25 protein-coding genes are annotated in these 26,138 nt (G+C 37.7%); 3 read left to right on the forward strand and 22 right to left on the reverse strand.

What is annotated here, in order from left to right; translation table 11 throughout:
* Positions 1-405: 405 nt before the first annotated feature.
* The gene (locus tag F606_RS0102990; RefSeq protein ID WP_019552385.1) at positions 406-1,338 is read right to left on the reverse strand and encodes a Gfo/Idh/MocA family protein; all 933 of its coding nucleotides are present in this window, start codon (positions 1,336-1,338) and stop codon (positions 406-408) included.
* A gap of 191 nt (positions 1,339-1,529) precedes the next feature.
* Here F606_RS0102990 and F606_RS0102995 point away from each other — a divergent pair, with 191 nt between their 5' ends.
* Entirely contained in the window at positions 1,530-2,312 is a 783-nt protein-coding gene (locus tag F606_RS0102995) for an EFR1 family ferrodoxin (protein WP_019552386.1), read from the forward strand.
* A 28-nt stretch (positions 2,313-2,340) separates the two neighbouring features.
* Entirely contained in the window at positions 2,341-3,132 is a 792-nt protein-coding gene (locus F606_RS0103000) for a class I SAM-dependent methyltransferase (RefSeq protein ID WP_019552387.1), read from the forward strand.
* 194 nt (positions 3,133-3,326) lie between these two features.
* Here the strand turns inward: F606_RS0103000 and F606_RS0103005 are convergent, their stop codons facing one another.
* The 3 genes from F606_RS0103005 to F606_RS0103020 form a co-directional block, all read right to left on the reverse strand.
* Positions 3,327-4,400 carry a tartrate dehydrogenase gene (locus tag F606_RS0103005; protein ID WP_019552388.1) on the reverse strand — a complete coding sequence of 358 codons (1,074 nt, stop codon included), beginning with the start codon at positions 4,398-4,400 and terminating at the stop codon, positions 3,327-3,329.
* A gap of 349 nt (positions 4,401-4,749) precedes the next feature.
* Complete coding sequence (locus F606_RS20445) at positions 4,750-5,190, reverse strand: hypothetical protein (protein WP_169558417.1); 441 nt, start codon at positions 5,188-5,190, stop codon at positions 4,750-4,752.
* Positions 5,191-5,250: 60 nt separating this feature from the next.
* Complete coding sequence (locus tag F606_RS0103020; RefSeq protein WP_019552391.1) at positions 5,251-5,529, reverse strand: hypothetical protein; 279 nt, start codon at positions 5,527-5,529, stop codon at positions 5,251-5,253.
* A 260-nt stretch (positions 5,530-5,789) separates the two neighbouring features.
* Between F606_RS0103020 and F606_RS0103025 the strand changes: the two genes are divergently transcribed.
* Positions 5,790-6,635, forward strand: a complete 846-nt coding sequence (locus tag F606_RS0103025) for an AraC family transcriptional regulator (protein WP_019552392.1) — start codon at positions 5,790-5,792, stop codon at positions 6,633-6,635.
* Positions 6,636-6,678: 43 nt separating this feature from the next.
* On the opposite strand, the gene accC is transcribed toward F606_RS0103025, so the two are convergent.
* The 18 genes from accC to F606_RS0103115 all read right to left on the reverse strand — a co-directional run bounded on the left by accC (position 6,679) and on the right by F606_RS0103115 (position 26,006).
* Complete coding sequence (gene accC, locus F606_RS0103030) at positions 6,679-8,028, reverse strand: acetyl-CoA carboxylase biotin carboxylase subunit (protein WP_019552393.1); 1,350 nt, start codon at positions 8,026-8,028, stop codon at positions 6,679-6,681.
* Positions 8,029-8,057: 29 nt separating this feature from the next.
* The gene (locus tag F606_RS0103035) at positions 8,058-8,501 is read right to left on the reverse strand and encodes an acetyl-CoA carboxylase biotin carboxyl carrier protein (RefSeq protein ID WP_019552394.1); all 444 of its coding nucleotides are present in this window, start codon (positions 8,499-8,501) and stop codon (positions 8,058-8,060) included.
* A 51-nt stretch (positions 8,502-8,552) separates the two neighbouring features.
* Positions 8,553-9,551 carry a 5-oxoprolinase subunit C family protein gene (locus tag F606_RS0103040; RefSeq protein ID WP_019552395.1) on the reverse strand — a complete coding sequence of 333 codons (999 nt, stop codon included), beginning with the start codon at positions 9,549-9,551 and terminating at the stop codon, positions 8,553-8,555.
* Entirely contained in the window at positions 9,551-10,312 is a 762-nt protein-coding gene (gene pxpB / locus F606_RS0103045) for a 5-oxoprolinase subunit PxpB (RefSeq protein ID WP_019552396.1), read from the reverse strand. The genes F606_RS0103040 and pxpB (F606_RS0103045) overlap by 1 nt, the downstream gene beginning before the upstream one ends.
* Positions 10,309-10,914 (reverse strand): pyroglutamyl-peptidase I, encoded by a 606-nt coding sequence (pcp, locus tag F606_RS0103050; protein WP_019552397.1) that lies wholly within the window; start codon positions 10,912-10,914, stop codon positions 10,309-10,311. Before pcp ends, pxpB (F606_RS0103045) begins: the two co-directional genes overlap by 4 nt.
* Before the next feature lie 26 nt (positions 10,915-10,940).
* On the reverse strand, positions 10,941-11,894 hold the full coding sequence (locus tag F606_RS0103055; protein WP_019552398.1) for a DUF979 domain-containing protein: 954 nt from the start codon (positions 11,892-11,894) through the stop codon (positions 10,941-10,943).
* Entirely contained in the window at positions 11,891-12,592 is a 702-nt protein-coding gene (locus tag F606_RS0103060) for a DUF969 domain-containing protein (RefSeq protein WP_019552399.1), read from the reverse strand. Before F606_RS0103060 ends, F606_RS0103055 begins: the two co-directional genes overlap by 4 nt.
* A 98-nt stretch (positions 12,593-12,690) precedes the next feature.
* Positions 12,691-13,449, reverse strand: coding sequence for a LamB/YcsF family protein (locus tag F606_RS0103065; protein WP_019552400.1), 759 nt, complete (start codon positions 13,447-13,449; stop codon positions 12,691-12,693).
* A 342-nt stretch (positions 13,450-13,791) separates the two neighbouring features.
* The gene (locus F606_RS0103070; RefSeq protein ID WP_019552401.1) at positions 13,792-14,727 is read right to left on the reverse strand and encodes a 5-oxoprolinase subunit C family protein; all 936 of its coding nucleotides are present in this window, start codon (positions 14,725-14,727) and stop codon (positions 13,792-13,794) included.
* Positions 14,724-15,479: a 5-oxoprolinase subunit PxpB gene (gene pxpB / locus F606_RS0103075; RefSeq protein ID WP_019552402.1), complete on the reverse strand. Its 756-nt coding sequence runs from the start codon at positions 15,477-15,479 to the stop codon at positions 14,724-14,726. The genes F606_RS0103070 and pxpB (F606_RS0103075) overlap by 4 nt, the downstream gene beginning before the upstream one ends.
* Before the next feature lie 56 nt (positions 15,480-15,535).
* Complete coding sequence (locus F606_RS0103080; RefSeq protein WP_281166755.1) at positions 15,536-16,432, reverse strand: LysR family transcriptional regulator; 897 nt, start codon at positions 16,430-16,432, stop codon at positions 15,536-15,538.
* Positions 16,433-16,690: 258 nt separating this feature from the next.
* Positions 16,691-18,778, reverse strand: coding sequence for a BglG family transcription antiterminator (locus F606_RS0103085; protein WP_019552404.1), 2,088 nt, complete (start codon positions 18,776-18,778; stop codon positions 16,691-16,693).
* Between the two features lie 128 nt (positions 18,779-18,906).
* Entirely contained in the window at positions 18,907-20,274 is a 1,368-nt protein-coding gene (locus F606_RS0103090; protein ID WP_019552405.1) for a PTS ascorbate transporter subunit IIC, read from the reverse strand.
* A gap of 22 nt (positions 20,275-20,296) precedes the next feature.
* The gene (locus F606_RS0103095; protein ID WP_019552406.1) at positions 20,297-20,572 is read right to left on the reverse strand and encodes a PTS sugar transporter subunit IIB; all 276 of its coding nucleotides are present in this window, start codon (positions 20,570-20,572) and stop codon (positions 20,297-20,299) included.
* A gap of 1 nt (position 20,573) precedes the next feature.
* On the reverse strand, positions 20,574-21,038 hold the full coding sequence (locus tag F606_RS0103100) for a PTS sugar transporter subunit IIA (RefSeq protein ID WP_019552407.1): 465 nt from the start codon (positions 21,036-21,038) through the stop codon (positions 20,574-20,576).
* A gap of 26 nt (positions 21,039-21,064) precedes the next feature.
* Positions 21,065-21,781, reverse strand: a complete 717-nt coding sequence (locus F606_RS0103105; RefSeq protein ID WP_019552408.1) for a transaldolase — start codon at positions 21,779-21,781, stop codon at positions 21,065-21,067.
* A gap of 313 nt (positions 21,782-22,094) precedes the next feature.
* Positions 22,095-24,053, reverse strand: coding sequence for a molecular chaperone HtpG (gene htpG / locus F606_RS0103110; protein WP_019552409.1), 1,959 nt, complete (start codon positions 24,051-24,053; stop codon positions 22,095-22,097).
* Between the two features lie 180 nt (positions 24,054-24,233).
* Positions 24,234-26,006 (reverse strand): methyl-accepting chemotaxis protein, encoded by a 1,773-nt coding sequence (locus F606_RS0103115; RefSeq protein ID WP_019552410.1) that lies wholly within the window; start codon positions 26,004-26,006, stop codon positions 24,234-24,236.
* Positions 26,007-26,138: the final 132 nt, after the last annotated feature.

Genomic DNA, 26,138 nt, shown 5'->3' on the forward strand with positions numbered 1-26,138 from the left:
GTTTACGGTTTTCTTTGAGGCACCGCAGCTATATGCGATGTTCTGTTGGCTGAATCCTAATACGTGCAGGCGTAGGATTTCGCGATAGTGAGTCATAGAAATAACCTCCATAAAAATGAATTTACACCGAATGGTGTATAACTCCATTATAGGTCGAATTGGTTTCCATGACCGGAATCGCGGTTTCCAATTTTCCGGTAGGCCGGTTTCCTAAAGCCGGGCTGATGGTGTAGTTTGGACCATATTATTCATTTCTATTTGTTCCATCTCTCAACCACGTACCTTTCTTTTATCCATCGTTTAGATTTGATACTGTAGTCCCTGAACCTTATTTAAAACAATTCTCTAAAAGAATCCGATATCCTGTAGCTGAAATTTAAATATTCCTTAAAATATGTTTTTAATTTAAAATTCAAGATATTTTAAATCGATCATATCTTGTAAAAGCTGTTGGGTTTTTAAAGCTTCTATTCCATCAATAGCAGGTATTGTATCACCTTGTACCGCCGCTATAAAGTGCAAAATTGCTGCTTCAAAGCCCCGTCTTTTTAAGATACTCTCCCAGGAACCAGAAGTTGTTGTAATAACTTTCCCTGCCTTTTCTATTTCCATCGTATCCATGTTTTTCACACGAATCACAGAATTTTCATTCACAAATTCAAGCTGTTCCAGATTTGTGCCGCTTTTTCTGTGCATCCCAATAAACACAGTGCTGCCATTATTGGTTTGATAAGCGTGCTGAGCACTTACAAGCTGCTGGGCATCATTTAAGTTAATGTGCCCCGTAAGTTTATTATTTGGTTCTCCCAACCAACGAACCGTATCCACTAAATGAATATAATCATCTAACATGGTCACCGCAAAATTAACATCATGCAGCGAATTTATCCGATGTTTTTCCATACGAATCCAAGCTATGTTATTTGCCTGTTCACGTGCCCTGATATACAACGGTACAAAACGACGGTTAAACCCAACCATCAATTTTCGTCCAGTTTTTATACTTAAGTTAACCAGCTGTTCAGCCTCTTCAATGGATGCCGCCAAAGGTTTATCGACGTAAACGTCTTTGCCTTTCTTTAAGACTTCGGATACAATAGCAAAATGACTACGAGTTGAACTATGCACAAAAACTGCATCACATTGATCAATTAAATCACCACTCGTGGCAAAAGAAGGAATGCGATAATATTGGCAAATTGTATCTCGTTTTATTTTTGTTGGCGAATAGGCTCCCATCAATAACCAATTTGTTTGTTGCGCAAGATAAGGAAGATATACTTTTTGGGCAATCTCGCCCAGGCCAATGATTCCAATTCGAATTTTTCGATCTTTCATAAAAGACTTCGCCCCTTATCACTTGATAAAATCACTCATAATTAGTATAACATAACAGTATGCATTTTACGCAAAACATAGCGATCATCTAATCTATATTACTTTCTAACAAAAAAACTTTATTATTTACTGCGATTTACATAAAAATGATGTACAATAAATACAGAGTCAACCTAAAGGAGGATCGAATTTTGAAAACAAGTATTTATTATTTCACAGGAACCGGCAATTCTTTAAAAATAGCCAAAGATTTAAAACAGGCACTGCCCGGGGCTCGCTTAATCCAAATTTGTAAACAAAATATGAATATTCAAGCAGATATCACCAGTGATAAAATCGGTTTTGTTTTTCCCGTATATTATCGGGGCTTACCACATATGGTACGAGATTTTATTAAAAATTTAAAAATAAATCCCCAAACTTATTTCTTTGCAATTGCGAATTATGGTGGCTATGCTGCTATTTCTTTTTTACAAATTAATGAATTATTAAAAGAAAAAAACACCTATCTTGCCGCTCATTTTGGGATTCCGATGCCTGGTAATATGTGGTTTATGTATTACCCTCATCCAAAAAAAGATTTCACAGACCGCACAAACTTACAAAGGAAAAAAACAAAAGAAATCGCGCAACAAATAAAAGTTAAAACAGAAATAGAGTTAGCGCCCTTTTCAACTTATGAAAAAGAACAAAATATCTATGATGCCTTCGTCCCTGATCAAATGGATGCTGACTTTTGGGTACAAGAAAACTGCAACGGCTGTGGAATTTGTGCCAAGATTTGCCCTGCAGAAAATATTAAAATGGAAAATAGCAAGCCGGTTTGGCAGCATCAATGCCAATATTGTCTAGGGTGTATCCATTGGTGTCCAAAAGAGTCCATAGAATTTAAAGAAGATTCTTTAGCCAAGGAACGATATCATAACCCAGCTATACAATGTTTTGAAGTCATGCCATCAAATCATATTATATAAAATCTAATTCCAAAGTGAGGGATTCTACATGACAGATGAAGTATTACATATATTGCAAGATCCATATACAAAACACAAATTAGAATTACGTCAAGGTACTTTAATCAATCAGGAATGTCAAAAAGAATATCCATATAAAAATGGCTATTATTCCTTTGTATCTGGCAAAGAACTGAATGGCAACAACAAAAAATACAGTCGACTCTACAGCAAGTTTGCTTTTATTTATACACTAGCGAATCGCGTTTACTTCTTTTTCAAATTTGGCAGTGAATTCAAAGCTCGCAGTGAGTATTTAAATGAGCTGGACATTAAAGACAATGCTAAAGTTTTAGAAGTATCAATCGGTACAGGTGACAATCTCTTATATCTAAATCATCGAGCACGGTTTTATGGTATCGACATCTCAAAAAAAATGTTAACAACTGCGGTCAAGCATTTATTAAAATGGAAAATACCTACCTTTTTAGGTCGCTGCGAAGCAGAAAACCTGCCATTTAAAGATAATGTTTTTGATGTTGTTTTCCATATTGGTGGTATCAATTATTTTAATGATAAACAAAAAGCCATCCATGAAATGATTCGTGTGGCAAAACCAGGAACAAAATTAATGATTGTTGATGAAACTGAAAAATGTATCGAAAAAATATATCAATGCACTCCCGTATCCAAAAAATATTTTCCTGATGTTTCCGCGGCAGCTGCACCTGTTCATCTTGTTCCTCCTGAAATGCAAGATATTTCCGTAAAAATTGTCAATGACGGATTATTTTATTGCATTACTTTTAAAAAACCTATCACCGAAACAATTCCTTCGTAACAAGATATTAAAGAAATTATAACCTATCAGTCTGCCAGGAAGGGGTAGGGCATCGTTTGCTTCCTACGTAACGCCACTCAACCCTATATCCCCTTCCTGACGATTGCCATATAGACTATTCAATGCAATTTATATAATAAAAAATTCGTAAGCAGTAAAATCTGCCTACGAATTTTTTTATAACCCTTACGTTCTTATTTTATTTTTTGTTCCAATAAACGGACCACTTCATTGCCTACAGACGCTGTGTTAGCTTGTCCCCCTAAGTCTGGAGTCAATACATATTTTTCCACTAAAATTTGTTCAATCGTCTCTAACACTATTTTCCCCAAAGTTTCCTGCCCCCAAAAATCAAGCATTTGACTAATCGACCAAATAGACGCCAAAGGATTTGCCAAACCTTTACCGGCAATATCCGGTGCCGAACCATGTATTGGCTCAAACATCGAAGGATACTTTCGTTCCGGATTAATGTTGGCGCCAGCAGCCAGTCCCATACCGCCAGCAATCGCAGCACCTAAATCTGTTAAAATATCACCAAACAAATTGGAGGTTACAACAACTTGAAAACGTTTTGGATCTTTAACAAAAAACATACTAGCAGCATCAACAAGATAAGAATGGATTTCTACATCTGGATATTCCTTGCCGATTTCAGCAAATATTTCATCCCAAAACACCATCGAATAACCAAGGGCATTGCCTTTACTAATACTTGTAAGTGTCTTTTTGTTTTTACGAGCTAATTCATAGGCATAACGAATAATCCGTTCCGTGCCTTTTCGCGAAAACACCCCCGTTTGTAAAACAACCTCTTCCGGTTTTCCCGGATAGAGTCGCGCACCAACATTCGCATATTCACCTTCACTATTTTCACGGACAACAAGCATGTCAATTTCTTCACGTGGAATATCTTTTAGAGGGCATGGCGCCCCCGCTAAAAGTTGAATGGGACGCAAATTAACATATTGATCAAAGCCTCGTCGTATTTTTAAAAGTAAGTCCCCCAGAGAAACATGATCTGGAACACCAGGATACCCCACGGCACCTAAATAGATTGCATCAAACTCTTTTAATTTTTCCATACCATCTTCATCCATCATCTTGCCATGTTTTAGATAATATTCACAGCCCCAAGGAAATTCTATAAAATCCACGGCAAAAGTACCAGAAAGTTCGGCAATTCGCCTGAGCACTTTCATACCTTCTGCCAAGACTTCCGGACCAACTCCATCACCAGCTATTACTGCAACTTTATAATTTTTCATTCTAAGCCTCAATCCTCTCTCATAAATCCCGATCATCCTAGCCCGTAATAAAATACATTGAAAATTCAATCATTTGATTATATTCTTCAATAAAATAACCAATCCCTTCTTTTTGAAAATATCCCAAACTGGTGGAACCTATATATATGGCATTAAACATTTTATATGGCAATCGTCAGGACTGGGGTATAGGTTTGAGTGGCGTTACGTAGGAAGCAAACGATGCCCTATATCCCATTTCTGGCAGACTAATAGCTATATGTCGTATATTTTATGCATTAAATATATCTTATCAAAAAAATATCACAGCAAATAAATTGGCTGTGATATTTTTATTTTATATGAAATTTCATGATGCACAAACAATATCTCCCCGCCCTGCTTCACGGATCTGCCGGGCAAAAAAATCAGTTATCGTTATATCACTTACAGAAATGTTTTGCAATTCGTTACCAGTTTCAAACAAATCAACTGTAACTTTGCCAGCCAACGTGAAAATCATAAAAAACTGATCCTTCATATAAGCTTCATCCACAATATATTTACTAAAAACTCCTAACATCTGTTCATTTTTTCGCACTACACTGCCATCGGCACGGTACATTTCAATATTAATTTTTTTTCCATTAAAAACCGGTCCAATGATAAATCCATCCGCTCCCAATCCATTATGACGATCACAGAGCAATTGGATTTGTGCTTTGTCCAACACAACATCATTTCGCTGCGGATCATATACAAGATACTCATTTTCTAAAATACGATACTTTTTTAATAAAACAGGCATCATGCAACCCTCCATTTTTTTAATATATAAAAATACATGTTATTTTTATTCAAATCTTGCGGTTCATCCCTGCAGCTCCCTATTTTTAAATTGAAGCTGATGAATAAAATAAGGATGCGACTCAAATACACTTTTAAGGTCATAAATACTGACCGGGGTTCCAGAACTAATAGTAATTTCGCCTAAATACGTATTGAGCGTACCATAATAAATCAAATCCAAGTTTTGAATATGAATATGTTGAATCGTGCTACCAACAATTTTTTTATTCATCCAATGTTCTACTACAGAAATCCGAATATTTTTTTCAATTTCCACGACGATCAATCGTATCTGCTTCATAATAGATTCTCCTCAACACCCTATTATTTCTTTTTTATTATATTGATCGTAACACAGTTTTATATAAAAAAGACGTCAAAAAACTGCTGTTTACATAAAGAATATGTAAAGATTGCAATTTTCATTTGGTGTTTAGAAGAACACTATCAGGAAATCTTCTTCGTTATATACAGTATAGCAAGCATCAAATACATATAAAATTGTAAAAATGCTTTTTATATTGCAAATATTGCTATATAATAAAAATTGGAGGTGCTGTAATGAATATGTATGAAAAAAAAGGGTATTTAAACACTGATTTTAAGTTTTTTCATTTAATTGATACTGCTTTACGAGAATTCAATTATCATTATCACGAATTTGATAAAATCATTATTTTCCTTTCCGGCAATGTGAATTATATGATCGAAGGGAAGTCTTATATGTTAGAACCACGTGATATCTTACTTGTAAACCGCAATGATATTCATAAACCAAAAATCGATTTTTCTATACCCTATGAAAGAATCGTAATTTATATCTCACCAAATTTCATGGAAAAATATCATACGACTTCTTATGATTTAGCAACTTGCTTTCATCGGGCAAAAAAGGAACATTCAAATGTTATTCGCATCCATCCAGCAAAAAGGCAAAAACTACTCAATCTCATTGATAATCTAAAAAAAACACTGACTGAAACTGCTTTTGCCAGTGATTTATCTGCTAAATTACTTTTCTTAGAATTTATGATTCATCTGAATCGCGCGATTTTAGATCACCAAATTGAAACGATATCAACAACTGTTTATGATAAAAAAATCATTGAAATCCTACAATATATCAATGCCAATTTATTTGAAACAATACATGCGGATAATCTGTCACAAAAATTTTTCATCAGCAAATATCATATGATGCGTAAATTCAAAGAAGAAACCGGCTACAGCATCCATCAATATATAACCAACAAACGTTTGCTCTGCTCTAGGGATTTGATTCAACAAGACATTCCAATCACAAAAGTCTGCTTTGACTGCGGCTTTAAAGATTATTCCACTTTTTCCCGGGCTTTTAAAGCAATATTCAAGACAACACCACGTGAATACAAAAAATCACGACAATAAAAATGCAACTCGAGAATATATATTCTTCCCGAGTTGCATTTTTTTATTGAAATTTCGACTCATTTTTTTCCAGAAATCCCGTATCAAAATCGCCTTTCACAAAATCCGGATGTTCAAGCAATTTCCGCTGAAATGGCAGCGTTGTTTTGACTCCTTCAATTTCAAATTCAGCTAAGACACGTTTCATACGAGTGATTGCTTCGTTGCGATTTCTGCCCCAAACAATAACTTTCGCCAAGAGTGAATCATAAAACGGCTGAATTTCATAGCCTTCATAAACCGCACTGTCAATGCGTACACCAAACCCCCCCGGTGCTCGATATAAGGTAATAACTCCAGGATTTGGTAAAAATCCATTTGCAGGATCTTCCGCATTAATTCGACACTCGATGGACCAGCCCTGAATTTGAACCTCATTTTGTTGAAACGAAAGTTCTTGACCAGCAGCGACCAAAATCTGTTCTTTAATGAGATCAATACCAGTTATCCATTCCGTCACCGGATGTTCAACCTGAATTCTTGTATTCATTTCAATAAAATAAAAATCTCCATGTTTATCCAATAAGAATTCGACTGTTCCAGCACCATAATAGGTAGCTGCTTTTGCTGCAAGAATAGCTGCCTGTCCCATTTTCTTACGTAAAGGTTCATCGAGTTTTGGCGATGGAGCTTCTTCCAGAAGTTTTTGGTGCCTTCTTTGAATCGAACAATCCCGTTCACCCAGATAAACAACCTGACCAAAACGATCCGCCATAATTTGAATTTCAACATGGCGCGGATTTTCCAAATATTTTTCCAAATAGACCCCCGCATCACCAAAAGCGGCAGCGGCTTCCTTTTGGGCCGTAAGAATTGCTTTGGCTAACTCCTCTGGATTAGCCGCAACCCGCATGCCTTTACCACCACCACCTGCCGTTGCTTTTACAATAACAGGATAACCAATGTTCCCCGCCAATAAAACTGCTTTTTCAACTGATGTAATCAACCCTTTGGAACCAGGAATAATCGGCACTTCCGCCTTTTCCATCGTAGCTCTTGCCGTAGCTTTATCGCCCATTTTTTTTATAGCTTTGACCGAAGGACCTATAAAGCAGACCCTTTCCTGCTCACAGATTTCAGCAAAACCCGCATTTTCCGCTAAAAAACCATAACCGGGATGAATTGCTTCTGCTTTTGTAAAACGTGCTACGGCAAGTAAACTTGCTTGATTTAAATAACTTTCACCCGCCGCTGCTGGACCGATACAATAGGCTTCATCTGCCAGCTTGACATGCAACGCTGTAACATCCACGGATGAATAGACAGCCACCGTTTTTATATTCATTTCGCGGCAAGCTCTAATAATCCGAACTGCAATCTCACCGCGATTCGCGATTAATATTTTTCTAAACATGGTTTTCCACCTTTCTCTTTTATCCGATTTTATTTGGTTTGAATGAGAAATAATGGCTGTCCATATTCGATAAAATCTCCATCTTTTGCTAGAATTTCTACAACTTTACCTTCGACTTGAGCTTCAACTTCATTAAATAATTTCATGACCTCCACTACTCCAACAACCGTTTCCGGTAAAACTTGCTGACCGATTGTTACAAAAGGCTTAGCACCAGGTTCTGCCGCCATATAAAAAGTACCAACTACAGGCGATAGAATTTCATGAAGGTCTATTTCTGATTGCTGTTCCAATTTTTCATTAACAATTTTCGGTGATGTTTGGCATGATTCTAAAAGTGGTTCTTCTTGATTTTTAAAAACCACACCTTTTGCTAAAATAAGCTTGGTGCCTTCTTGTTCTAGTTCCAAACGCTCCAGTGAAGATTTATCTAAAATTCCGATAAGCTCTTTTAACTCTTCTATTGTAAACATAAATAGATTCTCCTTTATTTATGATGCATTTCGATTTAAAGCTCAATAAACTCAATTTACATATAAAGTGATGTTTCTTTTAATCTCCTGCAAATAAATTTCTCGTTTCATATAAAGAACTTCTGCTTCTTGTAGCGATATTTCAGAAAAGTGGATCCGTTGTCCAGGTTTACTTTGTGCCAAAATAGTGAGGTCGACTCTTGCGACTTGAGCGATTTTCGGATAGCCCCCCGTAGTCTGACAATCTGCCAAAAGAATAATTGGCTGCCCATCCGGTGGTATTTGAATCGTGCCAAACGTCACCGCCTCAGAAAGCATTTCGTTTGGATTTTCCAGAGTTAATGCATCGCCTGCCAAACGATAGCCCATACGATCCGATTGCGTCGTAATCTGAAATGACTTTTCGAAAAATTTTTTTTGGCTTGCTGCGTCAAAAAGCGAAAACTCATTTCCACGCGTTACGCGAATCACAATATTGTTTGATGATGCCAAACCTAAAGGTTCTGGAACATACCATAATGAACTGATAAAATTTTTTGTTTGATTGCTTTTTTGTAGTTTTTTTGTAAAAGACAGCTGATGATCCTTTACTGACGACACTTGTAAAACATCACCTTTACGTAAAGCCCGCCCAGAAAATCCTCCAATTCCCGCTCGCAGATACGTGCTTTTACTTCCCATAACGACCTTTATATTGTAGCCGCCTGCTACTGCCAAATACGTACGACAGCCCGTTTTGCAGTCACCAAATTGCAAAATCGTATCTTGTGTAATATAAACAGGGCGCCACATCGGAACTCGTTCACCAGCGATCATCGGTGATAAATCAGCCCCGGTAATGGCAATCATGGTATTTTTTTTAAGTTTTAGATGAGGACCAATCATCGTTATTTCCATGACAGCCTCCGGTTCAGGATTGCCTACCAAAATATTAGCGATGCGAAGCGAAAAAGCATCCATAACACCACTTACAATAACCCCATATTTTTGATAACCCGTTCTGCCTAGGTCCTGGATACTCGTAAACAACCCCGCTTTTAAAACCTCCATCAGCTGCATCCGCCTTTCTCATACGCTTGATATTCTTCATATGATATCGAATAAAACTCTATAATATCACCTGCTTGTAAGAGACTAGGAATTTTTGAATCTGGCTGAAATAAGGCGAGGGGAGTCCGTCCGATGAGCTGCCAACCGCCTGGTGTCTCGATGGGATATATCCCGGTCTGCGTGCCTGCAATACCCACTGAGCCTTTTGGTATCGACAAACGTGGTGTAGACCGACGTGGTGTAGCAATTTGTGATGGCATGCCGCCTACATACGGAAATCCGGGTGCAAACCCAATCATATAAACTAAATATCTACCACTCGTATGAATATCTATAACATTCTGAACCGATAGATTATGATAGGAAGCAATATACTCTAAATCCTGACCAAATTCGCCCCCATAGCAAACTGGTATTCGGACAAGATTTGTCTTGTTTTCTGCATTCAAATTAACCATAGCGAACATCTCTTGCAAAATCCCCGCAACAATTTGATAAGAAAGTGATCCCGCCCCACCAGTCTGTTTATGAGCGATTGACCTTACCTGTAATGGATCATAATAGACGGTAACACTGCAAAACGATGTGATATATTCAACCATCCCTAAAAATGGATGCTGTTCTAGATAATTGGCAAAAGCTTTTACCTGTCGATGGATGTCCGGCGCAATCGTTTTACCAAAAGAAACCGTAATCCCCGCTTCGCCTAGCGGCATCGTCGTAATCGACTCATTAATACAACGATCTTCAGAAAAGATCATCTCATCACCTCAATACATTCTGCAATTCCCTGAACAATCATAGCTAAAGACATACTTGGCTGACCCGGTTTTTGAATCACCTGCTCAGGTAAATAAGGTATATGCATAAATCCACCGGTACGTATATTTCCTTCTTTTTCAAGAAACTCCATTAGACGATAAAATATATGATTACATACAAACGTGCCCGCTGTATTAGATATTAGCGATGGAATATTAGAATGTGTCATTCTATCAACCATTTTTTGTATGGGCAACGTAGACCAATAACCTACTGCCCCATTCTTGTTAACCAATTCATTTACCGGCTGATTTCCTTCATTATCTGGAATACGAAAAGAATCTACATTGATTGCAACACGTTCTGGTGTTATTGCCACACGCCCTCCTGCTTGACCAAGAGCCAAAATACTGTCAGGCTGTATTTCATGAATATAGTTTTCCAATGCATCAAAGGCTTTTCCCCATACAACTGGCAATTCTCGTGTAACGACTTTTATTTTTGGAAAATTCATTTTATCTATTTCTCGAATCACTCGAATCGTTGGATTTATCGACTCTCCTTCAAATGGAGAAAATCCGGTCAATAAAATTGTCTTCATAACGTTCTCTCCCCTCAATCTGATATCTAAAAAGCAAGAAAATACATGAGGAATACATTGCAAAATAATAACAGTAAGGCGGTTGGTATCTGGGTTTTTATAACAGCATTTTTATCCTCTAAGTCCAATAAAGCTGCCGGAACAATATTAAAATTTGCCGCCATTGGCGTCATCAATGTACCACAATAACCAGAAAACATCCCAATAGCCGCTACGACTCCAGGATTTCCACCATGCAATTGAATAATCAATGGCAGTCCTACGCCAGCTGTCATTACCGGAAAAGCAGCGAAAGCATTTCCCATGACCATTGTAAAAAGTGCCATACCCAGTACATACGCTAAAACTACCATAAATCGATTATCGACAGGAATCGCCGATCCGACCAATTCTGCTACGACCTGCCCCACACCAGCAGCGGCAAATAAAGCACCTAATGTTGCTAACATTTGTGGCAAAACAGCCGCCCAGCCAATTGCATCAATCAAACGACGAGACTCTTTTAATGAACGAATTGTTGTATCTTTCGTTAAAAATAAAGCCGTTAATAAAGCAACAATACAAGCTACACCTAAACTAACCAGCGTAATATTGCTTTTATCTAAAAGAGCCAAGCCAGCTATGCTAATATCTTTTAAACCCAATGTTCCTATAATCGTAACAATCGGAATCAGTAATGCTGGTAAAAACAGACGGCTGCCCAATTTTTTTGCTTGCGTGAATCTATGCTCTTGTGAAACTTCATCATACATTCCTAATCGTACACCACCAGCACCAGCTATAATAGCCATTGCAATAACCAAAACCCCCATGTAAAGCGGTGGAATAATATCCCCAAATATAAAAGATACGGCAAATAATCCCCAAAATGAAGCCGTCAATATGCGTTTTGAGTTTGATTTATCTTTTAGAGCAAAAAAAGCAATAATTGCCATAAATATTCCCGTCAGATAATAAATATAAGTTAAGCTAATAATCATGATTTTTCACACTCCTCAACGTCTTTTAGACTAACATTATATTCAGCATCTAACTTTCTATCCAATAAAATTAGCCGAACCGAATGAATTAGAAATGCTAAAATCGCGGTTGGTATTCCCCACAAAGCAATATCTAAGGGCTCAAGAATCAGTCCATTTTGTTCAAAAAATCCTTTCATCAGTAAAACCCCACCAAAAGCGACAAAAATATCTTCGCCAAAAAAAACGCCTACATTATCTACCGAAGCAGAAAAACTTTTAATTTCTTCATGTGTCTTTGCTGATAGTTTCCCATATTTATTTTCAGCAGCCCCCTCCGCCATCGGTGCTATTAACGGACGCACCATTTGTGCATGACCACCTAATGCCGTCAAAGCCATTGCTGCAGCAGCTTCACGAATAAAAAGGTATAAAATAAGCACGCGCCCAGTCGTTGCTATTTTAACAGAACCAATGAGTTTTTGTGCTTGCTCCTTTAACCCATTACGTTCTAGTAAACCAATAACTGGCAAGGTAAGAATAAAGAGTGACAGATATCTATTTTTAACAAAAGCTTCACCAAAAATAATAAGAATTTTATCAATAGGCAACGCCCCTGCGAGTCCCGTTACAATTCCGGCAATAACAACAACCATCAATGGATTAAATCTTAAAACGAAACCTATAATTACAACTACAATACCTAATAATGTTAACATCGTAATCCTCCTCCTTGTCCTGCTCCCAAAACTCGATAATTTTCTTCTTGTGCAGCCATCTTATAAAATACCCTGTATAAAGACTTCTATAATTTTTCCTATCGCAACGACTGTACAACAATCCCCTTGTTCCGTAAACTTTCTTTTATTTTTTTAGCGAACAATACAGCTTTTGCTCCATCGCCATGAATACAGATTGTATCCGCTTTAAGATTGACAAGACTACCTTGTCTTGATAAAACAGAACCATTCGTCACCATACCAAGAACTTGCTTGATGGAGTCTTGTTCATTGGTAATCATCGCATTCATTTGCTGCCTTGATGTCAGTGAACCATCCGATTGATACGTACGATCCGCAAATACTTCACTGGCAGTACGAAGACCAATCTGCTCACCAGCTTTAATGCTTTCACTGCCGGATAAGCCAAATAAGATCAACCCTGGCTCCAGTTTATAAATTGCTTCGGCAATTCCCTCTGCCAAAAATTTGTTTTTTGCAGCCATATTATAAAGTGCACCATGAGGTTTAACGTGTTGCAAAATCCCCCCGGCTGCTTTGACAAAAGCCTGCAGTGCACCCACTTGATATAAAACCATATCATAGGCTTCTCGTGCGGTTATATCCATCACACGGCGACCAAATCCATTTAAATCGGGAAGTCCCGGGTGTGCACCAATTGCCACATTGTTTTTCAGAGCCAATTCTACGGTTTTGTGCATTACGGCTGGATCTCCAGCGTGAAATCCACAAGCAATATTTACGGAAGTTACAAACGGCAGGATCTCTTGATCAAGTCCTAATGTATAACTACCAAAGCTCTCACCTAAATCACAATTCAAATCTACCTGATACATTTTGTATCGCCCCTTTCTATGTAGAACGCATTAAAGAAATCCCATCCAGTCTATCAGTCTGCCAGGAATTGGGTATAGGGCATCGTTTGCTTCCTACGTAACGCCACTCAACCCTATACCCAATTCCCGACGAGTACTATGTAAAATGTTTAATGCCATATATATACAAAAATGGCACCTCAAACAAAGTTAATCTTTGTCTAAAGCGCCATTGCTTCTCTAAAATAATATTGGTATTCTTCTTGGTATTATCATATCACCTCTCAGGCATTCGGTAAAATTGAAAAAATAAATAGGGTTGTTCAATTTTTTCGAAAGTTGAACAACCCTATTTTAAATACATCAGCCAAGTTGTTTTCTAATCCGCGCATAGGCTGTTCTTTCAATTTCCAAAGCAGCAATTGCTGCCGCTTCTGTTACCTGTTGAAATTGAATCGTATCACCTATATTTGCCTGTGCAACTTTCGGAAAATCAACCTGGATTATATAGCCTATTTTAGGAAATCCTCTCGTAGTACCATGATCCGATGCCACAATATAAGGAAGTCCGCAGGCAGGAATCTCTATTGCACCAAGCCCCACTCCATCCGATATAACATCGACCTTGTCCAGCATAGCCAGTTTTGGACCGGCAAGTTGATAATTCACACGATCTGCCGCTGTAACAAGATAAGACTCCGTAAAAAAGCGAATCACCGCTTCAGCTTGAAATAAATGTGTCTGCGGTCCACTGACCACACGCAGCGTCCATTGCTGAGAATATACAGGAATATCAGAGGCAGCTAATTTTTGTACTTTAGCTGGACGAAGTATATCTTTCCCCATATATAAAACATCCCCTTGCTGCAAAGTCCGCCCTTCTACTCCTCCCAGTTTCGCACCAGTATACGTAGATCGACTCCCCATAACCCATGGAACATCAAAACCACCCCTAACCGCTAAGTAAGCACGCTGCCCAAAAACAGCCCGTCCAAAATGCAATTCTCCGCGTCGTGGTATCAATATAGATGACCAATTGGCGATAATTTTTCCATTGACTCGTGCCTGCATATCTGCACCACAAAGCGAAACCAGCGTTTCCTCATCAAAGCGAAAGGCCGCCCCTGATCCCGTCATTTCAATCACAGCAGCTGTTTCCAGATTACCAATAAGACAATTTGCCATTTTATAGGCATAGCTGTCCATAGCTCCAGCAATTGGCATACCCCAAGCTTGATATCCCCAGCGTCCTTTATCTTGTAATGTCGAAAAATCTCCCTGTTGAATCACTGTAATCATACTTTCTCCTGCTCCTCCGCACTGACTTTAAGTTGATAATTTCCTTTTGCCACCTCTTGACGAATTGAAAAATACTGTTCAAAAGGAATCGATTCAAATTGCACATAATCGCCTGGTGCGAGTAAAAATGGCTCTGACCTTGTCGGATCAAAAGCTTTTAAGGGGGTCCGACCAATCAGCCACCATTCACCCGGGCTTTCAATCGGGTAAAATCCCGTCTGATTACCGCCAATTCCCACCGAGCCAACAGGAACCCGACTGCGTGGTTTTTCCTGACGAGGCACATTTAATAAATCGGATAATCCGCCCAAATAGGGAAATCCGGGTGTGAATCCCAGCATATAAACTAAATACGGCTGCCCTGTATGCATTTTAATGACTTGCTTTGCCATAATACCTGTATATTTTGCAACATATTCTAGATCCGGTCCTAAAACGCCACCATAACAAACGGGAATATGCACAACACGTCGTACTAAATTCCCAAATTTGGTAAGTTGCAAATCCGCTAAAATGACCTCAATCTGTTTTGTTAAAGACGCTCGCGTAATTTTAAATGGATCAAAATAAATTACAACAGAGCAATAGGACGGAACGGCTTCGATCATTCCATTAACTTTAGAACCTGAGACCATCCGCATAAAAGTCTGAACACATAAATTAATAGTCGGAGAAATGGTTGCACCAAATTCTACGACTAAGCCACCTTCTCCCGCAGCCAATAACTTTACATCATCTAAAAAAGAATCCATTTAATCAGTCAACTCACTTCTTTATTCTTTCCCGGTAATAATCACTTTTTAGATCATTACTCTACTAAACGTTCACGCACAAGTTTAATAAATGCTCGGATGGGCAGTGACAGCCATTTGTCTTTGTGATGAACAATATAGGTATTCGTGTCAAGATCAATTCCCTGCCACGGTAAAGCAACAAGCTCCCCCGCTTCAATTTCCGTTTTTACGGCAGCCAATGGCAAAATTGTAATTCCGAGCTGACTCTTAACAAATTGTTTGATCGTATAAATCTGCCCTATTTCTAAAATAGTCCTTGGTGTGATAGAAGATTTTTCAAGGTATTCTTCCAAGACCGTTTGGTAATGACTAATCGAATCTGTAAAAACCAGAATCTGCCCTGTTAAATTCTGGACCTTAACTCGCTTCAGTTTCGTCAAAGGGTGATTTGGTGCCGCAACCATAACAATCGGTTCTGCCCATAAAAATTCACTGACAAAATCACGGTCTTTGACTTTTTTTTCTAAAAAAAATGCCACATCCATCATATTTTTCCGCAGTAAATTTCGAAAATCACTACCAATTCCCAAACGTAATTTAAGCTCCACATCGGGATATAAAGAAACATATTCTTTAAGAACATCCGTTAAATAATACATGCAGACAGATTCCGGTATACCAAGGATTAGGGACCCTTTTGGTATATCAAAATGATCCAATTCATTTTTGGCCGCTTCGGATAACTTCGTAATCTGTTCCGCATATTCATAAAGGCGTTCCCCATCCGTTGTTAACATTAATTGATGCCCAAAGCGTTCAAAAAAAACTGTATTAAATTCTTTTTCCAGTAATTGAATATGTGTTGTCACCGTTGACTGCGTGTAGCCCAAAAGTTGTGCCGTTTGTGAAAAACTGCCCAGTTTTACGATACTCATAAAAGTTTTAAGCTGCCGGATTTCCAAAATTATCACCTGCTGTTTTAAATATATACTACCACAATACAATTGCTCCTTATTTAGTTACCATCGTAACATATAGTATATACTATTTGCATCTTTTTATAATAGTTTTAATTTAAAACCAACAAAACTCCCAATTTGAATTTTTCAAACTGGGAGTTTATTACATGCCTTATGGCAGCGATACTTTCTAAAGACCACGTAGTACAATTTAAATATTTTTTCATACCACTTGTCAGAATTAGACTGTTAAACCATATATTTTAATTACTATTGTATATTAAATAATTCCAGTACCTCGATTTTGCTTTGAACTTGCGTAATATGCTGCAAAAAATCGCGTTGTTCCAAAACCCGAATCAACTCTTTCAAGGCTCTGGTATGCGTAACATAATCCACTGCTGCCAATGTAATCAGAACTTGCACCCTGCCCTCCTCACCGGATTCAACCATATCAAATTGCACAGGTCGATCAAGGATCAGGATACTAAAACCTGTTTTTAAAGCGCCATCGCTTGGTTTAGCATGCGGCATAGCAATACCTGGCAACAGCACAATATAAGAACCTATCGTTTGTACATTTTCTACCATAGCTTCAAGATATTGTTGTGTAACATACCCTTCCGTTTGCAGCAGTCTTCCTCCAACCTGAACAGCCTCCTGCCAAGTCTCAGCATTCCCATGCAGCTGGATTCGATCTTCCGAAATCAACTCCAGCAGTGCTGGATACTCGATCTTATTTTTACGGAGCAGACTGCTTAGTTCATTACATAATACTTCTGGTGCATTAATCGTGCAATTCTTACCAATAATCTGCAACAGGCTTTGCACAGATACGACTGCCGTTTCCTGAATTTCTGCCACATCAATGTTTCGAGCATACTGAGAGAAAAAGATACTCAATTCACTGATATTTTTTTCATTGAGAAAAGGCTGAACTATGACGCATTTTATATGATCAAGTTTAAGCGGTACCGTCGTTATAACTAAATCAATCACTTCTTGTTTGATCGATTCATATGCATCATGAACAGATACCGTACCTACAACCTCAAAATCGAAAATAGAACGTAATTTCAGCAAAACAAACTTTGATGTGCCAACCCCAGTAGCACAAACAATCAAGACTCGTGCTTTACGTTCATGGCTATTTTTCATCCGCTCACGTGAAGTCATAAAATGGATACTTATGTAGCCGCATTCTTCTGCACTAACTTTTGTCTGTAAGTCTTTTTCTAAAAAAGCTGAGACGTGTCTTACACAATTAAATATATCTACATATTGTTCCTGTATCTCTGTCAGCAATGGATTATTAATATTGATTTTATGTTTAAACCGATATATGGCCGAGCGCATATGCTGTAATAAATTTTCATAAAGCTGTTCATCCAGCGTGAAATCAACTCCATATGTTGTAGACATTTTCTCAATTAAGGTCGATACCAGCATTTGTATATAAATATCATTTTCATTCGGAGTATGACTGCTGTCATCTGCTAAAGAAAAATTGCTTCCCAATAAATGAATAGCAATATAGCCAATCTCATTATCCGGTATTATAATATGAAAACGATCTTCCAGTTTACGGGCTATGCCAGCTGCAACAGCAAATTCTGCTGTTTTCGTCAATTGACGAAACTCAGCAGCATCCATCCGTATATCTTTATCCATTTCTATTCGTTTAACTGCAATTGCTAAATGGATTACAAGATTATTAAATGCATAATCTGAAAAAGTATTTTTTAACTGTTTTTCAGCTTCCTTAACAGCATCTTGAATAATACCAATATTAACATCATTGAATAAACTGATAAAATTAACATTAAATAAATTTAATGTGTCAAAATGATCAAATAGCAATTTGGATGCCATTTTACGGAGTTTTACTTCATCGCCAACAAATTTAATACCTTTTCCTTTGGATGTTTCAATCATGTCACGATTTAACCCCAACCGTACTTTGATTTCCTTAATGTCATTTTGAATCGTTGTTTTACTGACCAACATTTTATCGGCCAATTGTTGTACCGTTGTATAAATATCTCGCTCTAACAAATCATATAATATATAAATGATACGTTCATTTTGGGATAATACATATTCATACGTATCTGAATTATGTATGCAGCACAAAAGTTCCTGTCGCTTAATATTTGCTAACAGCAAAGAAATTCCTTCATTCGGTTTTCTGAGCAGCCTATTAAAACCTTCGTCAATTAAATATTCATCGATATGATCCAAATCATATCGGACAGTTCGTTCACTGACACTCAGATCTTGGGCAAGACTTTCAATTTTTATTGGCATCTGGCTATATAAAATCCGATGCAAAATATGTGAGCAACGATTATTCAACATAAAATCACCTGCCCTTATTTATCGTACACGTAATCTAAATTACAGATAAGAAAACATCTCTATTTTATTGTATCGATCACGCAATAAAATAAAGATGTCTCTTATACACAGCTAAGAAGTTAAGTGTATTACTCTTCGTTTGGATTATTAATTACTTTATTTTTACTCGGAATAAAGTTTGGCACCAGAAGTACTACGAAGAGGATCGCTATGACAGCAAATATTCCCATTTGCCCTGTGGCACTCGATATTAACCCCAATGTAATACCTAAAACCCCAAAATCAAAATCGCCAAATGTTGTATTTTGAAAACCTAACGAACCAAGAACTGGAAGCAAAAGAGCCGGCGCAAACGTAATCAAAAGTCCATTGACAAAAGCCCCGCAAACAGCCCCCTTACGACCACCCGTTGCATTTCCAAATATTCCTGCCGTTGCCCCACAAAAAAAATGTGGTACAAGCCCTGGAATAATCAAAACACCACCCAGAATACCAAGAATAATCATCCCTATCACACCACCAATAAAAGAAACAACAAACCCAATAACAACAGCAGTTGGGGCATAGGTGAAAAATACCGCACAGTCAACTGCCGGAACAGCATCTGGAATAACTTTTGTTGCAATGCCCTGAAATGCAGGAATCAAATCGCCCAAAATCATCCGAACTCCTGAATATACTATTGTAACACCAACTGCAAACTTAAACCCTGACATAACCGCAAATAAAATAGGTGACATTCCTTCCGACAAAGTTGCTACATATGTCGGACCTGCAGCAATAGCGGCTATCAGATAAAAGAACATCATCGTGATAGCTGTAGAAACCGTAGTATCTCGCAAGAATCCCCATTTTTCCGGGATCTTTATTTTCTCGGTGCTTTCTTCAGGTTTGCCTACTTTTGAGCCTACCCACGCTGATATATAATAGGCTAAACTCCCAAAATGGCCTAAAGCAATGCCATCACCATCTGTAACTTTATTGGTGTATTTTTGTCCAATTGCCGGAGAAATCGAACTCCATGCGCCTAAAATAAAACCACCACACAAAATAAGTTCAAGCCCTTTCATTCCTGAAGTGCCAAGAACTGCGGATAATAAACATGCCATAAAAAAACTATGATGCCCTGTTAAAAATACGTATTTATATTTCGTGAACCGTGCAATCAACAAATTAACAATAAGTCCTACAACTAAAATCGACATTGTTTCCACGCCCAGAATTTTTTGTGCAACGGATACAATGGCTTCATTGTTTGGTACAACACCCGTAATATGGAAACCTTTTTCAATCATTTTTCCCAACGGATCTAAATTCGTTACGATAAAACCAGCACCAGCCCCTAGCATTAAATAACCTAAGATTGGCTTTAATGTACCTGTCATGATTTTATAGAATGGTTTTCCCAGTGCGACCAGTCCCACAAAGGATACCATCCCTATTAATAATGCTGGCTGTTGAAGTACATCTCGCAAAAACTCAAGAATTTCAATCATGTATATTACCTCCATCTCGTTATTACTGGTTGGCTTTTGCCCTGATAATTTCCAATATGTCTTCCTTTATTTTCTTCTTATTTATATAACTCCTTACAACTGCTACATCTTTATGCTCAAATTGTTCTGCCAGTTCTTTGACAGTCACAATTAAATCAACATCTTTCCCTTGTGCTGAATTAAAATCGATGGATTCAACATCCGCTTGAATTCCCTCCTCTTTGCAGATTTCTTCGATTTTCATTGCCAGCATTAAACTACTGCCAATCCCATTACCGCAGACCGTTAATATCTTCATTTTAATCATCCTTCACTGTAAAATCTTTATTTTGAATATATGAAATAATTTCATTCTTCGTCATACCATTTCGCACCGCTGCTAGAAATGGCTCATCTTCTATCAGTATCATTAATTCAGCTAAAGCTGTAATATGGGTCGTTTGATCAATCGCACAAATAAAAATCAAGATGTCAACTGGATCATATTCTTCGTTGCCAAATGGAACAGGATTTTTAAGGCGAACCAATGACATACCTATTTTTTTAACCCCATATTCGGGGCGTGCATGCGGCATAGCCAATCCAGGAGCTATCACTATATATTGTCCCATTTTTTGTATGTTTTGCACCATAGCATCTATATAATTCTTATCCGTATTGCCGGCATCCACCAACATTGCCCCGCCATACCGTACTGCCTCTTCCCAACTTTTTACCTCTATATCCACTGCAACAGTTTGATCTGTAAATAGCTTCTGTATCATCTTAAGCACCTGCCTTGAACAAATTTCTATACGATTGAAAACCCTAACCCAGAAGCGTCTTTATAAAATGATTGTACCGTTTCCAGTGAATATTCTTTTAAATCTTTACCATAATTCTGACTTTTAGCTAAAATAGAATTTTGAACAGTGATAATGTCACAACCTACTTCTTCGGCCTCAATAATATTATAAAATTCACGGCAGCTTGCCCACAGCAGCTCTACATTAGATTTACCGTGACAGATTTGCACTGCCTGTTTCATGAGTGTTCTAGTGTCAACTCCAGTATCCGCAATACGTCCAGCAAATACCGAAACAATACTTGCCGCTTTTGGATTTAAAGCATCGACTACAGCTTGTACCTGATCAAGCGTAAAAATTGCTGTAACGTTTAAATGATAACCTTGCATGGACAATTTCTTAATAAGCGGTATCGAAGATTCCCCTTTCGTATTTGTGATAGGAATCTTCACATAAACATTTTTAGCAAGATTCGCTAAAATTGTTGCTTCTTTTTCCATCATTGAAAAATCATCTGAAAATACTTCAAATGATACTGGAGCATCATGAATAACCGCCAAAACTTCTTTGGCAAATAATTTATAATCTTTCACGCCTGCTTGTTTCATCAAGGATGGATTTGTTGTAAACCCATCGGCTGTACCTTCTTTATAAATGCTAATCATATCTTGTAGATTCGCACCATCCGCAAATAGTTTGATTTTTAAATCTTTTAGATTCATTTTTTATCGTCTCCCCTATCTATCTTTTCCTAATTCTTATTGTAATGTTCTAAATATTTCGTGTAAACAGCAAAAACTTGCACAATAATTCCGGCAAATGTAGCATTACAAAAAAAGCCGCTGGCATAGATTGGTATAACTGTAAAATATAGAGAGCCAGCCTATAACAGCGCACAAAAAAAGCAGGACTGTGGATGTCCTGCTTTTTTTAATAAGAAACTTGGGGTGTGTGAAAAAATATGAGTTAACCTACAAGACTTATTATGCCTTATACGTCTTTGAATTCTATTTGAAATACAAAAAATTTTAAATTTTATTTTGCCATTAATTTAGCAACTTTATTCGCAAAGCCAATTGGATCTTCTGGTAAAATACCTTCAATCAAAAGAGCTTGTGTATAAAGGAGATCACAATAGTCCTTGAATTCAGCGGATTCTTTATCCGTGCCATGGATAGTCTGCAAACGGCTAAAAAGATCATGATGTGGATTAATTTCCAGAATACGTTTTGCTTTAAACATCGGATTTTTAGCATCCGCAAAAGCTTGTTCCATCGCAATACTTGGTCCCTGTTCATCTGCGACCAGACAAACAGCACTCGATTTAAGACGGTTACTGACTTTAACATCAGATACTTTATTCGTTAAAGCTTCTTTGATGTCTTTAATTAAATCTTCATTTTTCTTGCTGATATCTTCTGTTTCTTTTTTTACTTCCTGTGATTCTACATCATCGAGTTCAAGATCACCACGACTAATCGAATGGAATTGTTTGCTGTCGTACTCACGAATGGTTTCAATCGCAAATTCATCCACAGGATCGAGTAAAAATAATACTTCAATACCTTTTTCACGTAAAAGTTCCATCTGTGGTAAATGTTCAATTGTTTCACGATCTTTACCTGTTGCATAATAAATTTTCTTTTGGCTTTCTGGCATACGTTCTACATATTCTTTTAAAGAACTTACGGTAGAAGCTTCTTTTGAAGATACAAAAAGCAATAAATCTTTCAATTTAGTAACAGTATCATTCCCAGAATACATACTGTTATAAATACCAATTTTCAGTGATTTGCCGTATTCTTCCCAGAATTTTTCATATTTAGGACGATCATTTTTAAGCGTTCTTTCTAATGTTTTTAAGATATTTTTTTCGAGATTTTTGCCGATTAATTTAAGCTCACGGCTCTGCTGTAAAAGCTCACGCGAAATATTAAGCGAAAAATCTGGTGAATCAACCAGCCCTTTGACGAAACGTAAATAGTCCGGTAAAAGGTCTTTACATTTATCCATAATGAATACATGACGGGAATATAACTGCACGCCTGGTTCATAATCATTGTGATACAAGTTAAATGGTGCATGAGCAGGGATAAATAGCAAAGAGGTATATTCTACTGTACCTTCCGCTTTTGTATGCAGGACATCCATCGGAGCTTCCCATTCATGGAATAACTCTTTAAAGAAATCATTATATTCTTCTGGTTTAATGTCGTTTTTATTGCGAGTCCAAAGTGGCTGCATCGAATTGAGCGTACGCATTTCATCGCGTTTTGTTTTTTCAGCCCCTTCAATTGGTTTTCCTTCTTCATCTTTTGGCGTTTCTTCAATGACAAAATTCATTTTAATTGGATAACGAACATAATCGGAATACTTTTTAATTAAAGTTTCTATTTTATATGTATCCGTAAAATTCTCTTCGGCTTTTTCGCCATAAAATTCTGGCAGTAATGTCAATGTAATGCTGGTTCCGCGTGCTTCTTTCTCACACTCTTCAATACTATATGTGCCATCGCCATTTGATTCCCATTTCACAGCAGTTGCCTGACCAGCTTTACGGGTAACAATCGTGACTTTTTCGGCAATCATAAAGGCAGAATAGAACCCAACACCAAACTGACCAATCATTTCCTTGTCCGAAACATCGCCACCAGCTTCTTTAGCTTCTTTCATTTTTTCCATAAAGGCTTTCGTACCGGATTTCGCAATCGTACCAATATTATCTACGACTTCATCATACGTCATACCAATACCATTATCAGAAATTGTCAGTGTATGGGAAGCTTCATCCGGTACGAGATAAATTTCAAATGTATCATTACCTTCTAATAATTCACGGTTCGTTAATGATTCGAAATGAGCTTTATCGATTGCATCCGATGCATTGGATATTAATTCCCTTAAAAATATTTCGCGATTCGTATAAATAGAATGAACCATCAGATCCAATAATTGTTTTGTTTCTGCCTGAAACTCATGCATTTCTTTAGCCATAATTTCAAACTCCTTTACCATTTCAATAATTTTTGTTAGCACTCGTTCTCTGTGAGTGCTAATCTATACATTATGATACATCTATTTTGCTAAAAAATCAATATCTCTTCACATCATAAAGTATTTTTCACAAAAAATTTTCCTGCCACAGTTCAGTCCGTGACAGGAAAATTAAAAATATTACACTTTAAACTTGACGATTGCTTCCTGCAAATCCTGTGCCATTTGAGCTAAAGCCTGACTCGCATCGGCAATTTCATGCATAGATGCCGTTTGTTCTTGGGTCGAAGCGGAAACCGTTTGTGCTTCTGCTGCAACATTTTTACTCATAGTATCAATTTCTTGTACAGCCATAACAATATCATTTGTCCCTAAAGCCATCGTTGTAATGACTTCAGCCATTTGATTCGATTTATTGGAAATACCTTCCACTAATACTGCAATTTGCTTAAATGAATCTCCAGCATTCGTTACAACTTCCGTACCAATCCGTACTTGCTTGGTACCTTCTTCCATTGTTGCAACCGCATGGGCTGTATCAATCTGGATTGGTCCGATAAGTTCCGCAATCTGTTTAGCCGATGCACTCGATTGTTCAGCAAGTTTCCGCACCTCTTCTGCAACAACCGCAAAGCCGCGCCCCTGTTCACCAGCACGCGCTGCTTCAATCGCTGCATTGAGCGCCAATAAGTTCGTCTGTCCAGCAATACCAGCAATCGTATCAACAATCGTACCGATTTCTTTCGATTGTGTACCCAGTTTCGATACAACCACGGCTGAATTATTCACCGTGCTTTCAATCAATGCCATCTGCGCTATTGCACGTTCTACAGCATCACTACCGCCTTGAGCTGCCCCCGTAGCTGACTCAATTTGTTCTCCTGATTCAACGACATGCATTGAAATTTCTTCCATACTGATCGACATCGTTTCAACGTGTTCAGCTGCACTTTTGACTAGGTCAACTTGCTTACTGCTCGCTTCCGCAACATGAATCATTGATGTGGCAGTCTGACCACTCACTTGAGCGGATTGATCGGCATGAGCTGTAAGTTCTTCCGAAGATGATGCCACATAGTCAACAGAGCCGGCAATCTTTTTAATGAGTTCATTCATATTTTTATGAACAATACCTAGTGCTTTAGACATCTGTCCCAGCTCATCAGTCCGATCATTCAATACCATGTGTCCACTATGTGAAAAGTCCCCCTGAGCAAAACGATTTAGCTGTTCAGTAGTATCTATGATTGGTGCTGCAAAACGTTTTCCGATATAGGTAGCGACAAACATAAGTACAATTTGTATAAGAAGCATACACAAAAGCATCCGCAATAAGCTTGCATGTAAATTCCCATCGGCAATTTTCTGCTGTTCAGCAACCTTGGTATCAATGTAATCAATCCAGGTTCCTGTTCCAACAACCCAGCCATAAGGCTTAAAGGCTAATGAATAATTTCTTTTAGGCAGTGGATTTGTATCCCCCGGTTTAGCAAATAATAAATCGGTATAACCGCCGCCTTCTTTTTGTCCATTGGCAATAATTTCTTTTATGTAAAGTTTTCCATTTGGATCTTTCGCATCAATTCTCGATTTACCTTCTGCGTCCCGTCCCATCAAAACAACATTGACACCCTGTTCCGTATCAATATAAAAATAATTACCATCACCAAACCGTAAATCACGCACATAGTCTGCCGCTAAAAGTTTAGCTTGGTCTGGTGTCAAACTTCCCGCTTGCTGCTCTTTATAAGTTTTGTTTATAAAACTCACAGCCATCTCGACCTGGGTACGCATTTCATGATCTACACTATCCTGCAAATTGGCCCGATATTGTGCAATCTGCTGTTCATTTTCGCTAAATAGATCATAGCTAGCAAAACTTCCCACCAATAAGATTGAAATAATACTGATACAATTCAAAATAACTACCATCTGCGTTTTAATTGACTTCATGCCTTATCCCCCACAAACTTCATTTTGTATTCTGAAACCATACTAAACAAAAAAACATCTGAATTGCGTGAATTTTTTCATTTACCTATCTATTATAATTCCAGAAGATACGAGTAGCAAGAAGTTTCTATG

This window comes from Propionispira raffinosivorans DSM 20765 (assembly GCF_000381065.1).
Classification (GTDB): Bacteria; Bacillota; Negativicutes; order Selenomonadales; family Selenomonadaceae; genus Propionispira; species Propionispira raffinosivorans.

Excerpts from the sequence above, each read along its gene's own strand:
- F606_RS0103025 (WP_019552392.1), top strand. The coding sequence starts at position 5,790 with ATGAATATGTATGAAAAAAAAGGGTATTTAAACACTGATTTTAAGTTT.
- htpG (WP_019552409.1), bottom strand. The coding sequence starts at position 24,053 with ATGGCTAAAGAAATGCATGAGTTTCAGGCAGAAACAAAACAATTATTG.
- F606_RS0103115 (WP_019552410.1), bottom strand. The coding sequence starts at position 26,006 with ATGAAGTCAATTAAAACGCAGATGGTAGTTATTTTGAATTGTATCAGT.
- F606_RS0102990 (WP_019552385.1), bottom strand. The coding sequence starts at position 1,338 with ATGAAAGATCGAAAAATTCGAATTGGAATCATTGGCCTGGGCGAGATT.
- F606_RS0103105 (WP_019552408.1), bottom strand. The coding sequence starts at position 21,781 with ATGAATCTAAAAGATTTAAAAATCAAACTATTTGCGGATGGTGCGAAT.
- F606_RS0103065 (WP_019552400.1), bottom strand. The coding sequence starts at position 13,449 with ATGTATCAGGTAGATTTGAATTGTGATTTAGGTGAGAGCTTTGGTAGT.
- pcp (WP_019552397.1), bottom strand. The coding sequence starts at position 10,914 with ATGAAGACAATTTTATTGACCGGATTTTCTCCATTTGAAGGAGAGTCG.
- F606_RS0103040 (WP_019552395.1), bottom strand. The coding sequence starts at position 9,551 with ATGGAGGTTTTAAAAGCGGGGTTGTTTACGAGTATCCAGGACCTAGGC.
- F606_RS0103060 (WP_019552399.1), bottom strand. The coding sequence starts at position 12,592 with ATGTTAACATTATTAGGTATTGTAGTTGTAATTATAGGTTTCGTTTTA.
- F606_RS0103100 (WP_019552407.1), bottom strand. The coding sequence starts at position 21,038 with ATGATACAGAAGCTATTTACAGATCAAACTGTTGCAGTGGATATAGAG.
- F606_RS0103005 (WP_019552388.1), bottom strand. The coding sequence starts at position 4,400 with ATGAAAAATTATAAAGTTGCAGTAATAGCTGGTGATGGAGTTGGTCCG.
- pxpB (WP_019552402.1), bottom strand. The coding sequence starts at position 15,479 with ATGGATTCTTTTTTAGATGATGTAAAGTTATTGGCTGCGGGAGAAGGT.
- F606_RS0103070 (WP_019552401.1), bottom strand. The coding sequence starts at position 14,727 with ATGATTACAGTGATTCAACAGGGAGATTTTTCGACATTACAAGATAAA.
- F606_RS0103095 (WP_019552406.1), bottom strand. The coding sequence starts at position 20,572 with ATGAAGATATTAACGGTCTGCGGTAATGGGATTGGCAGTAGTTTAATG.
- F606_RS20445 (WP_169558417.1), bottom strand. The coding sequence starts at position 5,190 with ATGATGCCTGTTTTATTAAAAAAGTATCGTATTTTAGAAAATGAGTAT.
- F606_RS0103020 (WP_019552391.1), bottom strand. The coding sequence starts at position 5,529 with ATGAAGCAGATACGATTGATCGTCGTGGAAATTGAAAAAAATATTCGG.
- pxpB (WP_019552396.1), bottom strand. The coding sequence starts at position 10,312 with ATGATCTTTTCTGAAGATCGTTGTATTAATGAGTCGATTACGACGATG.
- accC (WP_019552393.1), bottom strand. The coding sequence starts at position 8,028 with ATGTTTAGAAAAATATTAATCGCGAATCGCGGTGAGATTGCAGTTCGG.
- F606_RS0103085 (WP_019552404.1), bottom strand. The coding sequence starts at position 18,778 with ATGTTGAATAATCGTTGCTCACATATTTTGCATCGGATTTTATATAGC.
- F606_RS0103055 (WP_019552398.1), bottom strand. The coding sequence starts at position 11,894 with ATGATTATTAGCTTAACTTATATTTATTATCTGACGGGAATATTTATG.
- F606_RS0103000 (WP_019552387.1), top strand. The coding sequence starts at position 2,341 with ATGACAGATGAAGTATTACATATATTGCAAGATCCATATACAAAACAC.
- F606_RS0103090 (WP_019552405.1), bottom strand. The coding sequence starts at position 20,274 with ATGATTGAAATTCTTGAGTTTTTGCGAGATGTACTTCAACAGCCAGCA.
- F606_RS0103035 (WP_019552394.1), bottom strand. The coding sequence starts at position 8,501 with ATGTTTACAATAGAAGAGTTAAAAGAGCTTATCGGAATTTTAGATAAA.